Origin of the sequence: Parafrankia sp. FMc2 (assembly GCF_041008525.1) — a bacterium.
Taxonomy (GTDB): domain Bacteria; phylum Actinomycetota; class Actinomycetes; order Frankiales; family Frankiaceae; genus Parafrankia.
Genome location: NZ_JBFLUG010000001.1, coordinates 33,720 through 50,159, shown reverse-complemented (window position 1 = coordinate 50,159; position 16,440 = coordinate 33,720). Strand labels below are relative to the sequence as shown.

The 16,440-nt window shown below is 72.4% G+C and carries 15 protein-coding genes; 12 read left to right on the top strand and 3 right to left on the bottom strand.

The window, feature by feature from the left end:
- Window positions 1–7 precede the first annotated feature (7 nt).
- From tsaE to tsaD, 5 genes are all read left to right on the top strand, one after another.
- Entirely contained in the window at window positions 8–499 is a 492-nt protein-coding gene (gene tsaE, locus AB1460_RS00190) for a tRNA (adenosine(37)-N6)-threonylcarbamoyltransferase complex ATPase subunit type 1 TsaE (RefSeq protein WP_368958488.1), read from the top strand.
- Window positions 500–1,297: 798 nt separating this feature from the next.
- Window positions 1,298–2,200: a TetR/AcrR family transcriptional regulator gene (locus AB1460_RS00185; RefSeq protein ID WP_368958487.1), complete on the top strand. Its 903-nt coding sequence runs from the start codon at window positions 1,298–1,300 to the stop codon at window positions 2,198–2,200.
- Between the two features lie 516 nt (window positions 2,201–2,716).
- Entirely contained in the window at window positions 2,717–3,514 is a 798-nt protein-coding gene (gene tsaB / locus AB1460_RS00180) for a tRNA (adenosine(37)-N6)-threonylcarbamoyltransferase complex dimerization subunit type 1 TsaB (RefSeq protein ID WP_368958486.1), read from the top strand.
- Between the two features lie 58 nt (window positions 3,515–3,572).
- A complete protein-coding gene (rimI, locus tag AB1460_RS00175; RefSeq protein WP_368958658.1) occupies window positions 3,573–4,073 on the top strand; it encodes a ribosomal protein S18-alanine N-acetyltransferase in 501 nt (166 codons plus the stop codon).
- A 91-nt stretch (window positions 4,074–4,164) separates the two neighbouring features.
- A complete protein-coding gene (gene tsaD / locus AB1460_RS00170; RefSeq protein WP_368958485.1) occupies window positions 4,165–5,181 on the top strand; it encodes a tRNA (adenosine(37)-N6)-threonylcarbamoyltransferase complex transferase subunit TsaD in 1,017 nt (338 codons plus the stop codon).
- Window positions 5,182–5,259: 78 nt separating this feature from the next.
- On the opposite strand, the gene AB1460_RS00165 is transcribed toward tsaD, so the two are convergent.
- Window positions 5,260–5,895: an FMN-dependent NADH-azoreductase gene (locus AB1460_RS00165; RefSeq protein WP_368958484.1), complete on the bottom strand. Its 636-nt coding sequence runs from the start codon at window positions 5,893–5,895 to the stop codon at window positions 5,260–5,262.
- 161 nt (window positions 5,896–6,056) lie between these two features.
- On the opposite strand from AB1460_RS00165, the gene AB1460_RS00160 reads away from it, so the two are divergent.
- The 4 genes from AB1460_RS00160 (at window position 6,057) to groL (ending at window position 9,494) form a co-directional block, all read left to right on the top strand.
- Window positions 6,057–6,968 (top strand): MarR family winged helix-turn-helix transcriptional regulator, encoded by a 912-nt coding sequence (locus AB1460_RS00160; RefSeq protein WP_368958483.1) that lies wholly within the window; start codon window positions 6,057–6,059, stop codon window positions 6,966–6,968.
- 21 nt (window positions 6,969–6,989) lie between these two features.
- Window positions 6,990–7,280, top strand: a complete 291-nt coding sequence (locus AB1460_RS00155) for a hypothetical protein (protein WP_368958482.1) — start codon at window positions 6,990–6,992, stop codon at window positions 7,278–7,280.
- Between the two features lie 127 nt (window positions 7,281–7,407).
- Window positions 7,408–7,716: a co-chaperone GroES gene (gene groES / locus AB1460_RS00150; protein WP_018638430.1), complete on the top strand. Its 309-nt coding sequence runs from the start codon at window positions 7,408–7,410 to the stop codon at window positions 7,714–7,716.
- 128 nt (window positions 7,717–7,844) lie between these two features.
- Complete coding sequence (gene groL, locus AB1460_RS00145; protein ID WP_368958481.1) at window positions 7,845–9,494, top strand: chaperonin GroEL; 1,650 nt, start codon at window positions 7,845–7,847, stop codon at window positions 9,492–9,494.
- 439 nt (window positions 9,495–9,933) lie between these two features.
- On the opposite strand, the gene AB1460_RS00140 is transcribed toward groL, so the two are convergent.
- Together AB1460_RS00140 and AB1460_RS00135 are read right to left on the bottom strand one after the other, a co-directional pair.
- A complete protein-coding gene (locus AB1460_RS00140) occupies window positions 9,934–10,266 on the bottom strand; it encodes a WhiB family transcriptional regulator (RefSeq protein WP_035741549.1) in 333 nt (110 codons plus the stop codon).
- 548 nt (window positions 10,267–10,814) lie between these two features.
- Window positions 10,815–11,231, bottom strand: a complete 417-nt coding sequence (locus AB1460_RS00135; protein ID WP_018638427.1) for a DUF5319 domain-containing protein — start codon at window positions 11,229–11,231, stop codon at window positions 10,815–10,817.
- Between the two features lie 733 nt (window positions 11,232–11,964).
- Between AB1460_RS00135 and guaB the strand changes: the two genes are divergently transcribed.
- The 3 genes from guaB (at window position 11,965) to AB1460_RS00120 (ending at window position 16,318) form a co-directional block, all read left to right on the top strand.
- On the top strand, window positions 11,965–13,446 hold the full coding sequence (gene guaB / locus AB1460_RS00130) for an IMP dehydrogenase (protein WP_368958657.1): 1,482 nt from the start codon (window positions 11,965–11,967) through the stop codon (window positions 13,444–13,446).
- Between the two features lie 90 nt (window positions 13,447–13,536).
- Window positions 13,537–14,667, top strand: coding sequence for a GuaB3 family IMP dehydrogenase-related protein (locus AB1460_RS00125; protein ID WP_368958480.1), 1,131 nt, complete (start codon window positions 13,537–13,539; stop codon window positions 14,665–14,667).
- Window positions 14,668–14,785: 118 nt separating this feature from the next.
- Window positions 14,786–16,318, top strand: coding sequence for a hypothetical protein (locus AB1460_RS00120; RefSeq protein WP_368958479.1), 1,533 nt, complete (start codon window positions 14,786–14,788; stop codon window positions 16,316–16,318).
- Window positions 16,319–16,440 lie beyond the last annotated feature (122 nt).

Below are 16,440 nucleotides of genomic sequence, written 5' to 3'. Positions count from 1 at the left end.
CGAACGGATGACCATGCCCGCCGTCGCGGAGATCGAGGCCGAGGATCCGGGGCAGATGCGCGCGATCGGCGCGCGACTTGCGCCGGTACTGCGAGCCGGGGATCTGATCGTCCTCGGTGGGCCGCTGGGAGCGGGAAAGACCGTCTTCGTCCAGGGGCTGGCACGCGGCCTGGGGATAGGCGGGGCGGTCACGTCACCGACGTTCGTCCTCGCTCGTGTCCATACCGACGGCCGCCTGCCACTGGTCCATGTGGACGCCTACCGTCTCGGTGGGGTGGCGGAGGTCGACGACCTCGATCTCGACGCCGACGTCGACCGGTCCGTATGCGTCGTGGAGTGGGGCGCGGGGTTGGTGGAGCAGCTGGCGGGTGCCCATCTGCGGGTGGAGATCCGCCGTCCGGCAGGAGACGAGGAGGGTGAGGTGCGGCGTGTCCTCCTCCATCCGGTCGGGGCGGACTGGGCGGAGCGACTGGCCGCGGCCGACCTGCCGGCGAGCTGACCGGCACGGTACGCCCACCCCATCCTGATACCGGGGGCCCGCGGGAGCGCTAGCCGCGTGGTGCCCCTGAACAGGCTTTCTGTAGCCGGCGGGACGCCCGGCTGCCCGCCCCGCGCGGCGTGTGGACGCCAGGCCCGGCGGGTCAATCCGTCGACGTGTTCCGCCCGGCCCGGCTCGCGCTGCCGGACCTGGCCCGCTGCCAGGCCGGGCGGTCCGTCGCCAGCAGCTCCACGCCGGTGATCCGGACGTGCCGGGTCGCCGGAGCCCTCGATCCGCTCCATGCCGGGCCGTCCTGCGGGCCCGGCGGCATGGAGCGCGGCCGGGCCGACCTGCGGGGGAGCCCAACGCCGGCCGGACGTCCGGCCGGCGCGGACCAGCGCGGACCGGTACCGCCGGGTTGCGGCGTGGCCGGCCTAGCACCTTTTCGGGTGGGCATGTTCGGGTAATCGAGAAAGTGATTCCAGGAACATTGGACTGCCGATGGCGGTTAATTGGTCACGAGGCCTGGAAAGGGTCGGTGCGCGGGAAGTGAACCGCGACACGGTGCTGGGGGCCTCCTAGATCATGTTAAGCTGAGATGTCCCCCTGTTAATGCGCTGTCCCGGCGTCCGCCCATACCGCGTCGCGGGGTGGCGTGCCATGCCAAGCCGCCCTTGAGGACAAATAGTCAACGTTCCGTAGTTGATGAGTTGTTCCGCTATATTGGCGGCGTAGGCGCGAAGTTCATGCATGCGACGGCCCAGTCGCGTCATGGCCGCGGAGAACCGTATGGCCTTTGGGGCCGGGAGAGGGGAGCGCGTGCGCAGCAGCACCGCTGTCGACCTTGTAGACGCTCCGGTAGAGCGCTCGACCCGGTCCCGCCGGACACGTAGTGACTTCCTTGCCAGCCGGCGGGACCTGCTCGACGCCGTCGGGCGGCTCCTCGCCCGCAACGGGCGCCGGTTCAGCCTGGTGGACCTCGCCGCCGAGGCCGGCGTCTCCACGGCGACCGCCTATCGGCACTTCGTCGACGTCCACGACGCACTCGACGGCTACTACCTTCAGCTCATCGACGGGCTGGTGACTGACATCCGGGCGCTGGCCACCGGCGACGACCACCTGGGCAACTTCGAGGTGGTCTGCGAGGTGTGGGTCCGCTCGGTGGCCCGCTGGGGCCGCGCGGCGGTCCACGTACGGTCCGCGCAGGGTTACCTCGCCCGGCTGCGCGGCCAGGACGACCTGGTCTCCCGGCTGCACGAGGTGCTGTCGCCGGTCGTTCTGGGCCTGGTGGAGGGGGGTGTGCTGCCTCCGCAGGAGCCCGACTACGCGGTGCTGCTGTGGGCGTCGGTCTTCGACGAGCGCGTGATCGTCGACCTGCTGGACACCCTGGGCTGGTCGGCCGAACAGGCGGCGCAGAAGCTCACCGCCTCGGCGTTGCGGATGCTCGGCTTCACCGGCTGGTCTCCGATGCGTGCGGGGTTCCCCCCGCTCGCCGGGGGTGCGATGACCTCCGCGGCGACCCCGTTCCCGCCCGTTCCCGCAGCTCCCGCACCCGCTGGTGCTCCGGCGGGCCTGCCGTTGCCGCCTCGGGGTCCCCGGCCGACGCGGACCACGGGGAGCGCCAGCGCGGTGGTCCACGGCCGTGCAGGTCTGCCGGCGATCAGTGCTGACCCACGTCTGCGCCACCGCCCCTCCGGTGCGGTGGGCCGGCGTACCCACTAGCGCACCGCGTCGCACCGGCGCGAACGGCTTGGCCGCCGACTCCCGGCGCCGGCCCGGGTTGTGTTCCCCGGGGGCGTCCTGTGCCCGGTGAGCCATCCTGATCACGGTGCATCTGTTGTGATTTCCCGGCGGCGCCGGGGCTGCCCGCGGACAGCCCCGGCGCCGCCTCGTGTTGCGCGGTGTTCACATCCGGCGCGGTGGCGGGCGATCGTTCTGGCGCACCCTTTTCGCATTCGCGTTGTTATTCCATCCGGTCATACTGCAGGTATTCCTTCCGGGAGCCTTCCGCGGGAATTCGGCCTGGTTCGTGGACGGGCCGTCGGAAAGCTTGCGGGCCGCCCCGGCCGGCGCATTCCGCTGTTCGCCTCTGATGGCGGCACCGGCGCGGGCGCTCCATCCACGGTGCTGATGGTTCGTCTACGGAGCGACGGCCCGGGGGGCGGGTGGCGTCCCGGCGTGAGGACGGGCTGGCGTGCCGCCCACGGGCGCCGTGCGGCGGATCCGTAGGCTGGACGGGTGCTTGTCCTGGCGCTTGACACCTCGACCCCGGCGTGTGCGGTCGCGCTGGTCGAACTGGGTGTGCTGCCCGTCGACTCTCGGTGGCAGGCGAGCCAGGCGTCGCATGCCAGGGCGTCGCAGGAGCGGGCGCCGGAGGACCAGGCCGCGGCGGGCCGGGCACCGTTCGAGGGGCGGGCACTGTTCGAGCGGGCAGTGTGGGACGCCCGCCGCCACGGCGAACTGCTCGCGCCCCTGGTCGCCGAGGCGCTGGCCGGGGCCGGCATCCGGCCACCGGACCTGGCCGCTGTCGTCGTCGGCGCCGGCCCCGGGCCTTTCACCAGCCTTCGGGTCGGCATGGTGACGGGGGCCGCGTTCGGCGCCGCGCTCGGCATCCCGGTACACGGCGTCTGTTCCCTGGACGGGATCGGCGCCGTCACCAACGGCCCGGTCGGTGTCATCACGGACGCCCGCCGCCGCGAGGTCTTCTGGGCCCGCTACCAGGACGGGACGCGTGTCGGTGAGCCCGGTGTCGGTGCCCCGGCCGCGGTCGCGGCGCAGCTGCGAGCGTCCGGTGCCACGCAGGTGACCGGCCCAGGCGTCGCCCTCTACCCCGAGGCCTTCGCGGAGTTCGGCCACAGCGCGGGCGGGGCGGATGGGCCGCCCGTGCCTGGTTCGCCGGCGCCGGCGGTCCTCGTGCGCTGCGTGGCGGCGGACATCCTCGGTGGTCGTACACCAGCGTCGCTGGTGCCGCTCTACCTGCGCCGGCCCGATGCCGCGGAACCCCGCGCTCCCAAGACCGTCACCGTGGCGGGCTGACGTGTCCGGTGGTGGTCCGGCCTCGGGGCCGGCGGTGGGCGGCGTCGAGCTGGTTCCCATGCGCTGGTGGCATCTGGGCGGGGTCGCGGTGCTGGAGCGGCAGGTCTTCGCCCTCGATCCGTGGTCGGCCGAGCTGTTCTGGTCCGAGCTGGCCCAGGGCGACAGCAGAAACTATCTGATCGCCATGTCGGCCGGCTCGATCGTCGGCTACGCCGGGCTGGCGATGCAGGGGGACGAGTCCTACATCCAGACAATCGGTGTGGTGCCGGCGATGCGGGGCCGTCACGTCGGGTGCCGGCTGATGATCGCGCAGCTGCGGGAGGCACGCCGTCGCGGCGCGCGCAGCTGCGGGCTGGAGGTCCGGACGGACAACCGTCCGGCCCGGGCCCTCTACGCCCGGCTCGGCTTCGTCGACCTCGGCGTCCGCCGGGGGTACTACCAGCCGTCGGGCGGCGACGCCTATGTGATGCGGGCCCGGCCGATCGACACAGTGGGATACGGGTCGATGCTCGACCAGACCGAGGCGGCGATCGACCGGGACGCGAGGGCCGCGTCGTGAGGGCATGTCGTGAGGGCCGCGTCGTGCGAGCGGGACGTGGAGGCAACGTCGTGCGGACGGAACGTGGGGGCGACGTCGTGAAGGTGGCACCGTGACGGACCGCCCCCTGGTGCTCGGGATCGAGACGTCCTGTGACGAGACCGGCGTCGGCCTGGTCCGCGGTGGCACGCTGATCGCCGACGCGCTCGCGTCGTCCGTCGACGAGCACGCCCGCTACGGCGGTGTCGTCCCCGAGATCGCGGCCCGCGCGCATCTGGAAGCGATGGTCCCCACCATCGAGCGTGCGCTGGACCGCGCGGGCCTGCGGCACCGCGACGTGGACGCGGTGGCGGTGACAGCGGGCCCCGGTCTCGCCGGCGCCCTGCTGGTGGGCGTCGCGGCGGCGAAGGCCTACGCCCTCGCGCTCGGCGTTCCGCTGCACGGCGTTCATCACCTGGCCGCGCACGTCGCCGTGGACACCCTGGAGCACGGGCCGCTGCCACGCCCCTCGGTGGCGCTGCTGGTCTCCGGGGGGCACAGCTCGCTGCTGCTGGTGCCCGATCTGGCGACCGAGCCGGTGGTCCCGCTGGGGGCCACCGTGGACGACGCCGCGGGCGAGGCCTACGACAAGGTCGCGCGCCTGCTCGGGATGCCCTTCCCGGGCGGTCCGCCGATCGACGCGGCGGCCCGCCATGGGCGGGCGGACATCGCGTTCCCCCGCGCCAAGGCAGGGGACGGAACCTTCGACTTCTCCTTCTCCGGCCTCAAGACCGCGGTGGCCCGCTGGGTGGAGGCACGGCAGTGCTCCGGTGAGCCGGTGCCCGTGGCGGACGTTGCCGCGTCCTTCCAGGAGGCGGTCGCGGACGTCCTGACCGCGAAGGCGGTCGCGGCGTGCCGGGCGCAGGGAGTCGACACCCTGGTGATCGGCGGTGGGGTCGCGGCGAACAGCAGACTGCGGGCACTGGCCGCGCTCCGGTGTGAGGCGGCCGGCATCCAGCTGAGGGTGCCGCGGCCGGGGCTGTGCACCGACAACGGAGCCATGGTGGCCGCCCTCGGCTCGCTGCGCGTGGAGGCTGGGGTGGCACCGTCCCCGTGGGACCTGCCGGCGACCTCCACACTGCCGCTGTAGACCCTCCGCCGCGAGACCTCCGCGGCCGCGAGACCTCGGTCCCGGACCCTCGGTCCGGTGCCCTCGGCCGCGGCGCCGTCAGGCCGCCGCGCGTTCCCGGACGGACAGCTCCGCAGCCTCGAGGGAGGCCTGGAAGACGTCCTTGAACTGGGCGAGCGCGGGGTTCACCGTCGACAGGGTCATCACGACGGTGACGAACTCGATGTCGTCCGCTCCGAGCACCTCGAAGGCGTGGCGCAGGTAGGGGACCTGGTGGTCCCAGCCCTCCTTGGGGGTGCCGGGGGCGTACGAGCCGCCCTGGGCCGTCACGACCGTGACCTTGCGGCCGGCCAGCACACCATCGCCGGCCGCGCCGCCCGCCGTCCGTCCCATGACGATGATCTGGTCCAGCCACGCCTTGATCGTCGACGGGTACGAGTAGTTGTACATCGGCACACTGATCACGTACTCGTCCGCCTTCTCGACCTCGGCGAGGTACTCCTCGCGGATCCGCACCGCCTCCGCCTGCTCGGAGGTGAGCTGCTCGGGGTCGGCGAAGCCGCTTGAGACCAGCGTCCAGCTCAGGTGCGGGGGCGGGGTGGCAGCCAGGTCCCGGTGGGTGACGGTTCCCTGCGGGTTGCGGCCGCGCCACGCCTCGACGTACGCCGCGGCGATCCCGCGGGAGACCGATCCTTCGGGCGCGAAGCTGGAGTCGACGTGCAGCAGGTGGGACATCGCGGCTCTCCTTGATCCGTGGGCTGGCGGCTGGGTGGCCTGGCCCGCGGTCTGATTTCGTGGTCAAGCAGATAGTCGACCTCGAAGATAATCTGTGTCAACACCTATCTGCGGGGAAGACTTGTTTCGATGATCGGATTCCGAGGTGATCGGGGTACTGTGTGAGCGTGGAGGGGTCGTTGGGAGAGATCTCGGCGCTGCCGTCGCGGGCCGCCGCGCCGGTCGGCGCGCGCCCGGCTGGTGACGACGACTCCTGTGGGCTTGTTGTGCCTGCCGCCTGCGATCCCGGTTCCGCCCGTGAGCCCGGTTCCGCCCGTGAGCCCGGCTCCGGCTCCGGTTCCGCCTGCGAGCCGGCTGTCGACGCCGCGTGCGCCGCCGCCGGCGCGGATCTCGACCTGCCCGACCATGTCCGGGCCGACCTGGGTTGGATCGTCGGCCAGATTCACCACGGCTACCTGGCCGCGTCGCTCGCCGCGATGAGCGGGCTTCCAGGTGGGCTGAAGGGCTTCTACGTTCTCGGTGCGGCGGTCGAGGGCGCTGCGCACAACCAGATCGAGGTCGCCCGCCGGTTCAACATCGACCGTACGGTCATGGTCCGGCTCGTCGACGAGATGGAGCAGGCTGGTCTCGTCGAGCGGCGCCCCGCCCCGACCGACCGGCGGGCCCGAATGATCATCGCCACGGAGCGCGGGGTGCGGGCGCACGAGCGGGCGCGGTCCGCGCTGCGGGCCGTCGACGACCATGTGCTGGCACCGCTGCCGCCCGCGGATCGGGAGACCTTCACAGCGCTCGCGCGTGTCGTCTCGGAACATCTGGTCGCGATGGATCCGACGAAGGGCGCCGCGGCGTGCGTGGCCGTCGAGGCGACGCTGAGCCCGGAGGTGCCGCCGGCCGGCGGCACCGGTCGGCCGGGCGTGGCCCGTGCCGACGCCCGTGCCGACGCCGGTGCCGGGGATGGCGCCGGTGCCGGGGATGGCGCCGGTGCTCGGGATGGCGCCGGTGCTCGGGATGGCGCCAGTGGTGGCGCCGCGCGGCGCGCCCGGGGCCGTGGGCGCGCCGCGCCGCGCGGCTGATCCCGGCGGGCGGTCGCTTTGATGACCACCTGGATGTGGGAGGCCCGGGCGGCACCGGGGCGGGTCGGTGAGCTGGAGCGCTGGGTCCGTTCCGTGGTGGCGGGCCGGGTCGCCGAGATCTACCTCGGGCGAGGCGAGTCGGCGGGTCTGGTCGTGGTCCTCCTGCACGTCGGTGGTGGTGTCGAGGAGCCTTCCGGTGCCGCGGGACAGCCGCTGCCGGCACCGCCAGACGAGCTCACGGCGGGGTCTGCGCACGCATGGCAGTTCGAGCGAGCCGATGCCGGTCTTGACAGATCCGACCGTCTTGGTTGACGTCCGTGGTGCGGGTGCTAGGTTGGCACTCGGCACTCGCGAGTGCCAGCGACAGGCGCCTGTTCACCCGCGACGGCAGGCCGCCAGGGTCGCTCTCTCATCCAGCGAAGGAAGGGGGAGGTCGATCGTGACGACCACCGCCACCAAGGTTGCAATCAAGCCGCTCGAGGACCGGATCGTGGTCCAGCCCTCGGACGCCGAGACGACCACCGCGTCCGGCATCGTGATCCCGGACACGGCGAAGGAGAAGCCGCAGGAGGGCACCGTCCTCGCCGTCGGCCCGGGTCGTTTCGAGGACGGCAAGCGCGTCCCGCTCGACGTCAAGGTCGGCGACGTCGTGCTTTACAGCAAGTACGGCGGCACCGAGGTCAAGTACGCGGGCGAGGAGTACCTGGTGCTCTCCGCTCGGGACGTTCTCGCGATCATCGAGAAGTAGCCGGACGCCGGCAAGTAACAGGCGGGGCGTGTCCCACCGGTGGTCCCCGGTCTCCACCGGGTACCACGGCGGGGCGCGCCCTTCCTGTTTGTTCCGCCAGGTAGCGGTGTCGGAGGGACACAACAGGTATGCCGAAGATTCTGACGTTCAACGAGGATGCTCGCCGCTCGCTCGAGCGGGGCGTCAACGCCCTCGCTGACGCGGTCAAGGTGACGATCGGCCCCCGCGGTCGCAATGTCGTCATCAGCAAGTCGTACGGCGCGCCGACCATCACCAACGATGGTGTGACGATCGCGCGTGAGGTCGAGCTGGACGACCCCTACCAGAACCTGGGGGCGCAGCTGGCCAAGGAGGTCGCCACCAAGACCAACGACGTCGCCGGCGACGGCACGACGACGGCGACGGTGCTGGCCCAGGAGATGGTCCGCCAGGGCCTCAAGCAGGTGACGGCGGGCGCTTCCCCGCTCTCGCTCAAGGCCGGTATCGAGGCGGCTGTCCAGGCCGTGTCGTCGGCGCTGCTGGAAGCGGCGATCGAGGTCGACAAGAAGGAAACGATCGCCCAGGTCGCGGCCATCTCGGCGCAGGACAGCCAGGTCGGTGAGCTCATCGCCGAGGCGATGGACAAGATCGGCAAGGACGGTGTGATCACTGTCGAGGAGAGCCAGACCATGGGTCTGGACCTCGAGCTCACCGAGGGCATGCAGTTCGACAAGGGCTACATCTCGCCGTACTTCGTGACCGACGCCGAGAGCATGGAGGCTGTCCTCGAGGACGCCTATGTGCTGCTGTACCCCGGCAAGATCGGCGCACTCACCGAGATCCTCCCGATCCTCGAGCAGGTCGTGCAGGAGCGTAAGCCACTGCTGATTATCGCCGAGGACGTCGAGGGCGAGGCGCTGTCCACTCTCGTGGTCAACGCCGTCCGCAAGACCTTCCAGGTCGTCGCGGTGAAGGCCCCCGGCTTCGGGGACCGTCGCAAGGCGATGCTGCAGGACATCGCGGCCCTCACCGGTGGCCAGGTCGTCGCCGCCGAGGTGGGTCTCAAGCTCGACTCGATCACGCTGGCCGAGCTCGGTCGCGCCCGGCGGATCGTCGTCGACAAGGACGTCACCACCATCGTCGACGGCGGTGGCGAGGCCGGCGCCGTCAGCGAGCGGGTGCGGCAGATCAAGCAGGAGATCGAGCTCTCGGATTCCGACTGGGACCGGGAGAAGCTCCAGGAGCGCCTGGCCAAGCTCGCCGGTGGTGTCGCGGTCATCCGCGTCGGCGCCGCGACCGAGGTCGAGCTCAAGGAGAAGAAGCACCGCCTCGAGGACGCCGTCTCGGCGACCCGGGCCGCGGTCGAGGAAGGCATCGTGGCGGGCGGCGGCAGCGCCCTCGTCCACGCCGCCACGGCCCTCGACGGCGACCTCGGCCGTACCGGTGACGAGCGGTCCGGGGTGCGGATCGTGCGCGCCGCGCTCGACGCGCCGCTGACCTGGATCGCGCGCAACGCCGGGCTGGAGGGCGCGGTGATCGTGTCCAAGGTGCGCGAGGGCGTGACCGGCCACGGTTTCAACGCCGCGACCGGCGAGTACGGCGACCTGGTGGCCGCCGGTGTGGTCGACCCGGTGAAGGTCACCCGCTCCGCGGTGGCGAACGCGGCCTCGATCGCCGCACTGCTGATCACCACCGAGGGTCTGGTGGTGGAGAAGCCGGCCGAGGCCGAGGCCGGCGACGGCCATGGCCACTCGCACGGTGGGCACGGGCACTCCCACTCGCACGGCCCGGGCTTCTGATCCGTCCGGGTAGCCGTGCGGCCGGTCGCGCAGCAGCGCGCCGGCCGCACGGGGCAGCACGGTGACATGGGCACGGGACGAGGCCCGGTCGATACCAGTCTGACTGGTATCGACCGGGCCTCGTCCGCTTTCCGCCCGGTGCCGGTGCGCTGTCCCCCGGTACCGATGCCGGTGGGCCTGCTGGTCGTCGGGAAGGGCGGGGCGCCACCCGAGGTCGCGCACCTGACAGCTGATCGCGGGCCGCTCACCCGTCGCGGGTGGTCGCCGGGGTTGGGGCGACATGTCCCCGCAAGGAGCACCGAACCGGACGGCCGCCAGGCGCCCCGCGCGATCTTCGTGGGCCGTCGGTGCCCGGTGATCCGGAAACGCGAGATCCCCGGGTCCGTCCCGTTCGACGGGGATGGACCCGGGGATCTCGTCATCCGACGGCCCCGGCTGTCTAGCAGGCCGGGGCGAGACCTGGCCTCGCCGGCGCATGGCGGGCAGCACCCCGGCGGGTGCGTCCGGTCAGGACCGCCTCCCGTTCGGACTCACTCATTCCGCCCCATACTCCGTAGGGCTCCCGGGCGGCTAGGGCATGTTCCCCGCAGGCTCGGACAACCGGACAACGCGCGCAGATGGCCTTCGCTGCGGCTTCCCTGGCGGCACGGGCCGGGCCGCGCTCCCCCTCCGGATGGAAGAAGAGCTCGGTGCTCTCGCCTCGGCAGGCACCGTGGAGCTGCCACTCCCACTTCTCCGCGCCGGGGCCTGGAAGTCGTCGGACGTCGGTCATAGGCCTGACCCCCCTTTCGACCTGAGCGGCTGGCGCCGCGACTACCCGGTCACCGTAGCCGCCCGCCATCGACTGGAGATCTTGGAATTTCACCCGGTCGAACGGCGCCGTCTCCCTGCTGGCGGACCGCGCTCCCGACGCGGATCGGGCCGGAGCGGGCGGGACGGCGCGACCAGGGACAACCGTGGACGTCCGACCACGCCGGGCACCGACACCACGCACGTCGCCGCCAACCAGTCGACAGTTGGCGGATGCGCGCCGCCGGCAGTTGACGCCTACCCGTCGCCACGGTCGTAACACGAATCAGCATCCGAATTCCCGGCGCAGGCGAAAATGATCACCAAGCGTGGGCTGGGTCGCGGTCCGGCGCCCTGCGCACCGGGGCGGCGCGGCACCGGGGCGGGGCGGCGCTGGGCTGGGCGGCGCGGGAACAGGCACAAGAAAGATGGGCACGCGCAGCGTTGCGCGTGCCCGGAATCAGTGACCTTCGAACGGCGGCCGGGCGGACCGGTCGGCCGGGGCGGGGGCGGCGGTGGGCCGCCCGGGGGTCAGCGGGTGTCCGCCTCGGAGGCCGCCGACGCCTCGTACGCGCCGTCGGCGAAGCCGCGCGCATAGTCCCAGCTCACGTAGCAGGCTGGGTCCGGGGCGTAGGCGGGCTCGTGCACCCGGGTGCGCCCCTCGTCGAGGAGGTGGCGCAGATTCCCGGCCAGCAGGTCCCAGTCGAAGTAGTGCGGCTCGGCGCACCCCTCGCAGTCGACCACCAGGCCCCGGTAGCCACGTGGTTCGAGCAGCGTCCGGAAGACGTCGAGGTCGCCCAGCTCGGCGAGGATCTCTTCCCGCTCCCGGAGGGACAGCGGTTCGAGCAGGTCCAGATCCTCGGCGGAATCGAGCTGCGCGAGCTCGGCCGCCGGGTCCTCGGGGTCGCCCGCGAAGGGGTCGAGGGGCTCGTTGCTCACGAGGAACACGCTACGCTTGTAGCCACAGCTTAGTGGTCCCGATACCGAGTCCGGCACTGACGTGCGGGGCATTCGTTCCAGATGCCCGAATCTGTCCCGGCCTGGATGGCTTCCCGTGGTGCCTGCGCTGCTCTCAGGAGGTGCCCCGGGGATCCCCGCGCTCCTGGTCCGTGCCCGGTCTGCCTGTTGTCGGCATCCCTTTCGCCTGATTCCGGGGACAGGTCCGCGCTCTTTGTGCTAGCGAGCCAGTATTCCGCTTTGGTTGCGCCGCGGCCGGGCCGGCTGAGTACGGAGCAGGGTGCGATACGCGGCCGGAAGGCTCGTCCGTGGCCTGTGGGGTGCTCTCGGTCACGCGGGGGAGTTCGGGGTCGATGCCAGGCCTCTACGATGGGGACATCACCGTCGCCCGACCGGCGGGCCGCGCACGAAGCCGCATGCGCGACAGGTCCTTCCCGACCTGCGTCTGCTGCTCCTGACCTGCGTCTGCCCCTGACATGTCCACCGAGCGTGGGCCGGCTCGCCCGGTAGCCGGGCGCGGGATCCCCCACGCGCCGCGGGGTAGCCACCGCAGGCGCGGGGCCGACGCGAACGGAAAGGTGCCATGGACGGTTCCGCCGCCACCCCGACGACCTCGACCACGCGTGCGGCCGGAGAACCCCGCATCGACCCGATGCCCGGCCCGGCGGCCGACGTCCGGTCCGCACCGGGGGCCGAGGGGGCAGCCCTTCCCCCGAAGCTGGCGATGCTCGGCCTCACCTACGATGATGTGCTCCTCCTGCCGGCCGCGTCCGAGGTGGTTCCGTCATCGGTGGACACGTCCACCCGGCTGTCCCGCAACATCTCCCTGGCCGTGCCACTGGTCTCCTCCGCGATGGACACGGTGACCGAGGCGCGGATGGCGATCGCGATGGCGCGCCAGGGCGGCGTCGGCGTCCTGCACCGCAACCTGTCGGTCGACGAGCAGGCACAGCAGGTCGACATGGTGAAGCGGTCCGAGTCGGGCATGATCACCGCACCGATCACCTGCGGCCCGGACGCGACGATCGAGGACGCGAACGTCCTGATGGCGCGGTACCGCATCTCAGGCGTACCGGTGACCCAGCCGGGCGGTCTGCTCCTTGGCATCGTGACCAACCGCGACATCCGTTTCGAGCGCGACTACACCCGCCGGGTCCGCGACGTGATGACCCCGATGCCGCTGGTCACCGCTCCGGTGGGTGTGTCGGCGGACGACGCCCTGGGCCTGCTGCAACGCCACAAGGTGGAGAAGCTGCCCATCGTCGACGACGCCGGCCGCCTGCGCGGGCTGATCACGGTGAAGGACTTCACCAAGCGCGAGCAGTACCCACACGCCACGAAGGACGCCGACGGGCGCCTCGTGGTGGGAGCCGCCATCGGCGTCGGTGAGGACGCCCTCAAGCGTGCTCAGGTCCTCGTCGCGGCCGGGGTCGACTTCCTCGTCGTCGACACGGCGCACGGCCACCACCGCGCCGTGCCGGACATGATCGCCCGGCTCAAGGCCGAGATGCCCGCCGGCGCCAACGGCCGGCCGCTGGACATCATCGGCGGCAACGTGGCCACCGCCGCCGGCGCCGCCGCTCTCGTCGCCGCCGGCGCCGACGCGGTCAAGGTGGGGGTCGGGCCCGGCTCCATCTGCACCACCCGGATCGTCTCCGGCGTCGGGGTGCCGCAGGTCACCGCGATCTACGAGGCGGCGCGCGCGGCGCGGGCGGCTGGCGTCCCGGTCATCGGCGACGGCGGCCTGCAGTACTCCGGCGACATCGCGAAGGCGATCGCGGTCGGGGCCGACACGGTGATGCTCGGCAGTCTGCTCGCCGGCGTCGACGAGAGCCCGGGCGAGCTCATCTTCATCAACGGCAAGCAGTACAAGTCCTACCGCGGGATGGGTTCGCTCGGCGCCATGCGCAGCCGTGGGGGTAACCGGTCCTACTCGAAGGACCGCTACTTCCAGGACGACGTCCTGTCGGACGACAAGCTCGTCCCGGAGGGCGTCGAGGGCCAGGTGCCCTACCGGGGCTCGCTCGCGGGCATGGCCCACCAGCTCATCGGCGGCCTGCGAGCGGCCATGGGGTACACCGGCTCGGCGACGATCCACGACCTGCAGGAGTACAGCCAGCTGGTGCGGATCACCTCCGCGGGCCTCACCGAGAGCCACGCGCACGACGTCCAGATGACCGTCGAGGCGCCGAACTACACCCGGTGAGCCCGGCTGCCTCTCGTCACGGCCTGCCGCCGGCCGGACGGGCAGGATGGTCGGCGGAACTAGCCAAGGTTGACCAGGAGGCCGGACACGGTGGCTGACGTCGAGATCGGTATCGGGAAGAGCGCGCGGCTGGCCTATGGCCTGGACGCCGTGGGCATCGTCCCCTCGCGGCGTACCCGCGACCCAGCCGACGTGTCGCTCGGATGGGAGATCGACGCCTACCGTTTCGACCTTCCGATCGTCGCCGCGGCGGCCGACGCGGTGACCTCGCCGGCGTCGGCGATCGCGCTCGGGCGGCTGGGCGGGCTCGGGGTCCTGCACCTGGAAGGGCTGTGGACCCGGCACGAGGAGCCCGAGCCGCTGCTGGCGGAGGTGGCGGCGCTCGGCGCCGAGGCCGGCGCGCTCGCGGCGGCCGGGCGGCTGCGCGAGCTGTACACCGCTCCGGTGCAGCCGGACCTGATCGGTGCCCGGCTGCTCGAGATGCGGGAGGCGGGCATCGTCACCGCCGCCGCGCTGCGACCGCAGAAGGTCCGGTCGCTGTGTCCGTACGTCGTCGCGGCCGGCGTCGACCTCCTGGTCATCCATGGCACGGCGGTGTCGGCGGAGCACCAGTCCCGGCGCACCGAGCCGCTCAATCTCAAGCAGTTCATAGGACAGCTCGACATTCCGGTCATCGTCGGTGGCTGTGCCTCCTTCTCCACCGCACTGCACCTGATGCGAACGGGGGCTGCCGGCGTGATCGTCGGCGTCGGCGGCGGGCTGGGTGACGACACGGCCGCAACCCTCGGAATCGGTGTGCCGCTGGCGACGGCCGTCGCCGACGCCGCAGGGGCGCGAATGCGCTACCTCGACGAGTCCGGTGGCCGCTACGTGCACGTCATCGCGCATGGCGACCTGCGCAGCGGGGGGGATGTGGCGAAGGCCGTGGCGTGTGGTGCCGACGCGGTGATGGTGGATTCGCTGCTGGCGCAGGCAGTGGACGCCCCGGGTCAGGGCGCGGTCTGGTCGATGGAGATGCTCCACTCCGATCTGCCGCGCGGGCGGTGGGCACAGCTGCCGGCATCCCGCTCCGTGGCGGAGATCCTCACCGGAGCCGGGGGGAACGCCGTGGACGGTGTGGCGAACATCGCCGGAGCGCTGCGCGCGGCCATGGCCACTACGGGCTACGCGACGTTGAAGGAGTTCCAGAAGGCCGAGATCATGGTCGCCGCCGGCGGCTGACGGGCGGTGCCTGACCGGCTCGCGGCATGCGGATGCCATGTGACCGACCCGGGCGCCGTGGGTGCCGATCCGTCGTGGCACTCTGGGAGCCGTCCGTCTCCGGAGTGAAGGACGGCTGATGCGCCTCGACGAGAACGGCCGCTGGGTCAGCGACGACGGCGCCTATGTCTGGGACGAACCCGCCCAGACCTGGCGGCTCGCGAACGTCGCGTCGCGTTCCGACCTGCCCATGGCGGGCTCCGCTGTCACGGGCGCCGCCGCGGCGGTCTCTGTCGGGCCGGCACGCCCGGGCCAGGGGAGTGGGGCGGAGAGCCCCCGGCGCGGCGGCTACTGGGTGGGTGCCCCGGCCTCGACTGCCGAGAACACGACGGATTTCCGGGTCGGCGTGCCGGACGCGGCCTCGCCCGGCGAGGCCGCCCGCCAGGCCGGCGGCGGCTGGACGCCGCCAGACGGTGGCTCCGGTGGCTCCGGTGGCTCCGGTAACTCCGGTGGCCCCGCCCCGACTGGCCCGATCTTCACCGGCGAGGCCTACACCGGGCCCACGCCCACGCCCACGGCGGGCACTTTCGTCGGCTACCAGACCGGCTCGCCGGCGACCCGGCCGGGCCCGGCCAGTCCCGGGCCGGGAGCAGCAGACCTGGCCGGCACCGGCCCCTTCGACCCCGCCACACCAGCTGGCCGTGGCGTCGACCGCGCCGGCCAGACCGCCGATCCGCTGGGTGTCGATCCCTTCGGGAGCGGTGCCCATCCTGTGGTCTCCGCCCCGAGGAACCGGACACCGGGCAACGTCGACCCCGGGACCGCCGACCTGGGGACCAGGAATCCGGAGCACACGGATCCGCTCGCCCCCCGCGTGCCGGGAGGGCCCGCCGCTCCCGCGCTCCAGAAGGATCCGCAGAGCGGATCCGAGCCGCCTGAGCACACCGAGGGCATTCCTCGGCGGACAGTCCAGCCCCGGCAGCCAGCCGCCGGGCGGCCAGCCTCCGGGGCCGAGGGCTTGCCCGGCGGTGCCGGGTCGCGCGCGGGGTCCGGGCCGCGGGCCGCCCTGGGCGCGGGCGCGGATCTGGATGACGCCGACGCCGACGCCGACCAGGACGATGACGAGGACGCCTGGTACAACGCCCCGGCATCCGCGCGCCGCCCGCCGGTGCGCCGGGCGCGCGGGCAGCGCCAGCCGGGGATGTTGGACGACCCGTCCGCGGACTGGAACGACGACCCCGACGGCGCCGGCTCTGCTGACGGCGACTCCGGCGGCGGCGATGCCGGGGTCGCGGCGGACCGTGGTGGGCTGCCGGGCCGGCTCGCCGCGACGCTGCGCCGGCCGGTCGTGGCCGCGGTCGCGCTCGCGGTCGTTCTCGTGGCGGCACTCGGAGTCGCCGGCTTCATCGTCCTGGGCGGCGACGACGCGCCCGCGGTGACCGGCCCGGTGGCTGCGGGCGAAGGCCGGTACGACCCGAAGCTCCGCCAGACCTACATCAACGAATGCCTCAACGTCAGCGACGGCAACGAGCGCTTCTGCACCTGCACCCTGACGAAACTGGAGGGCCAGTACACCCAGGACCAGTACCTGGCCCTCAACCGGGACGTCAGTTCCGACAGCTCCCAGCGCATCGTGCGCGAGATCTACACGGCCTGCCGCAATCTCCGATGAGAGCGTCCGTGTACAGTGTGATGATCCCGTTTGCGACCGATTCGCGTTCGTCTCGGTCGATTCCGTGGTCCGTTTCGGGCGTGCGGGACGGTCGTGGCCACATTCGCGGTCGCAGTCATGGC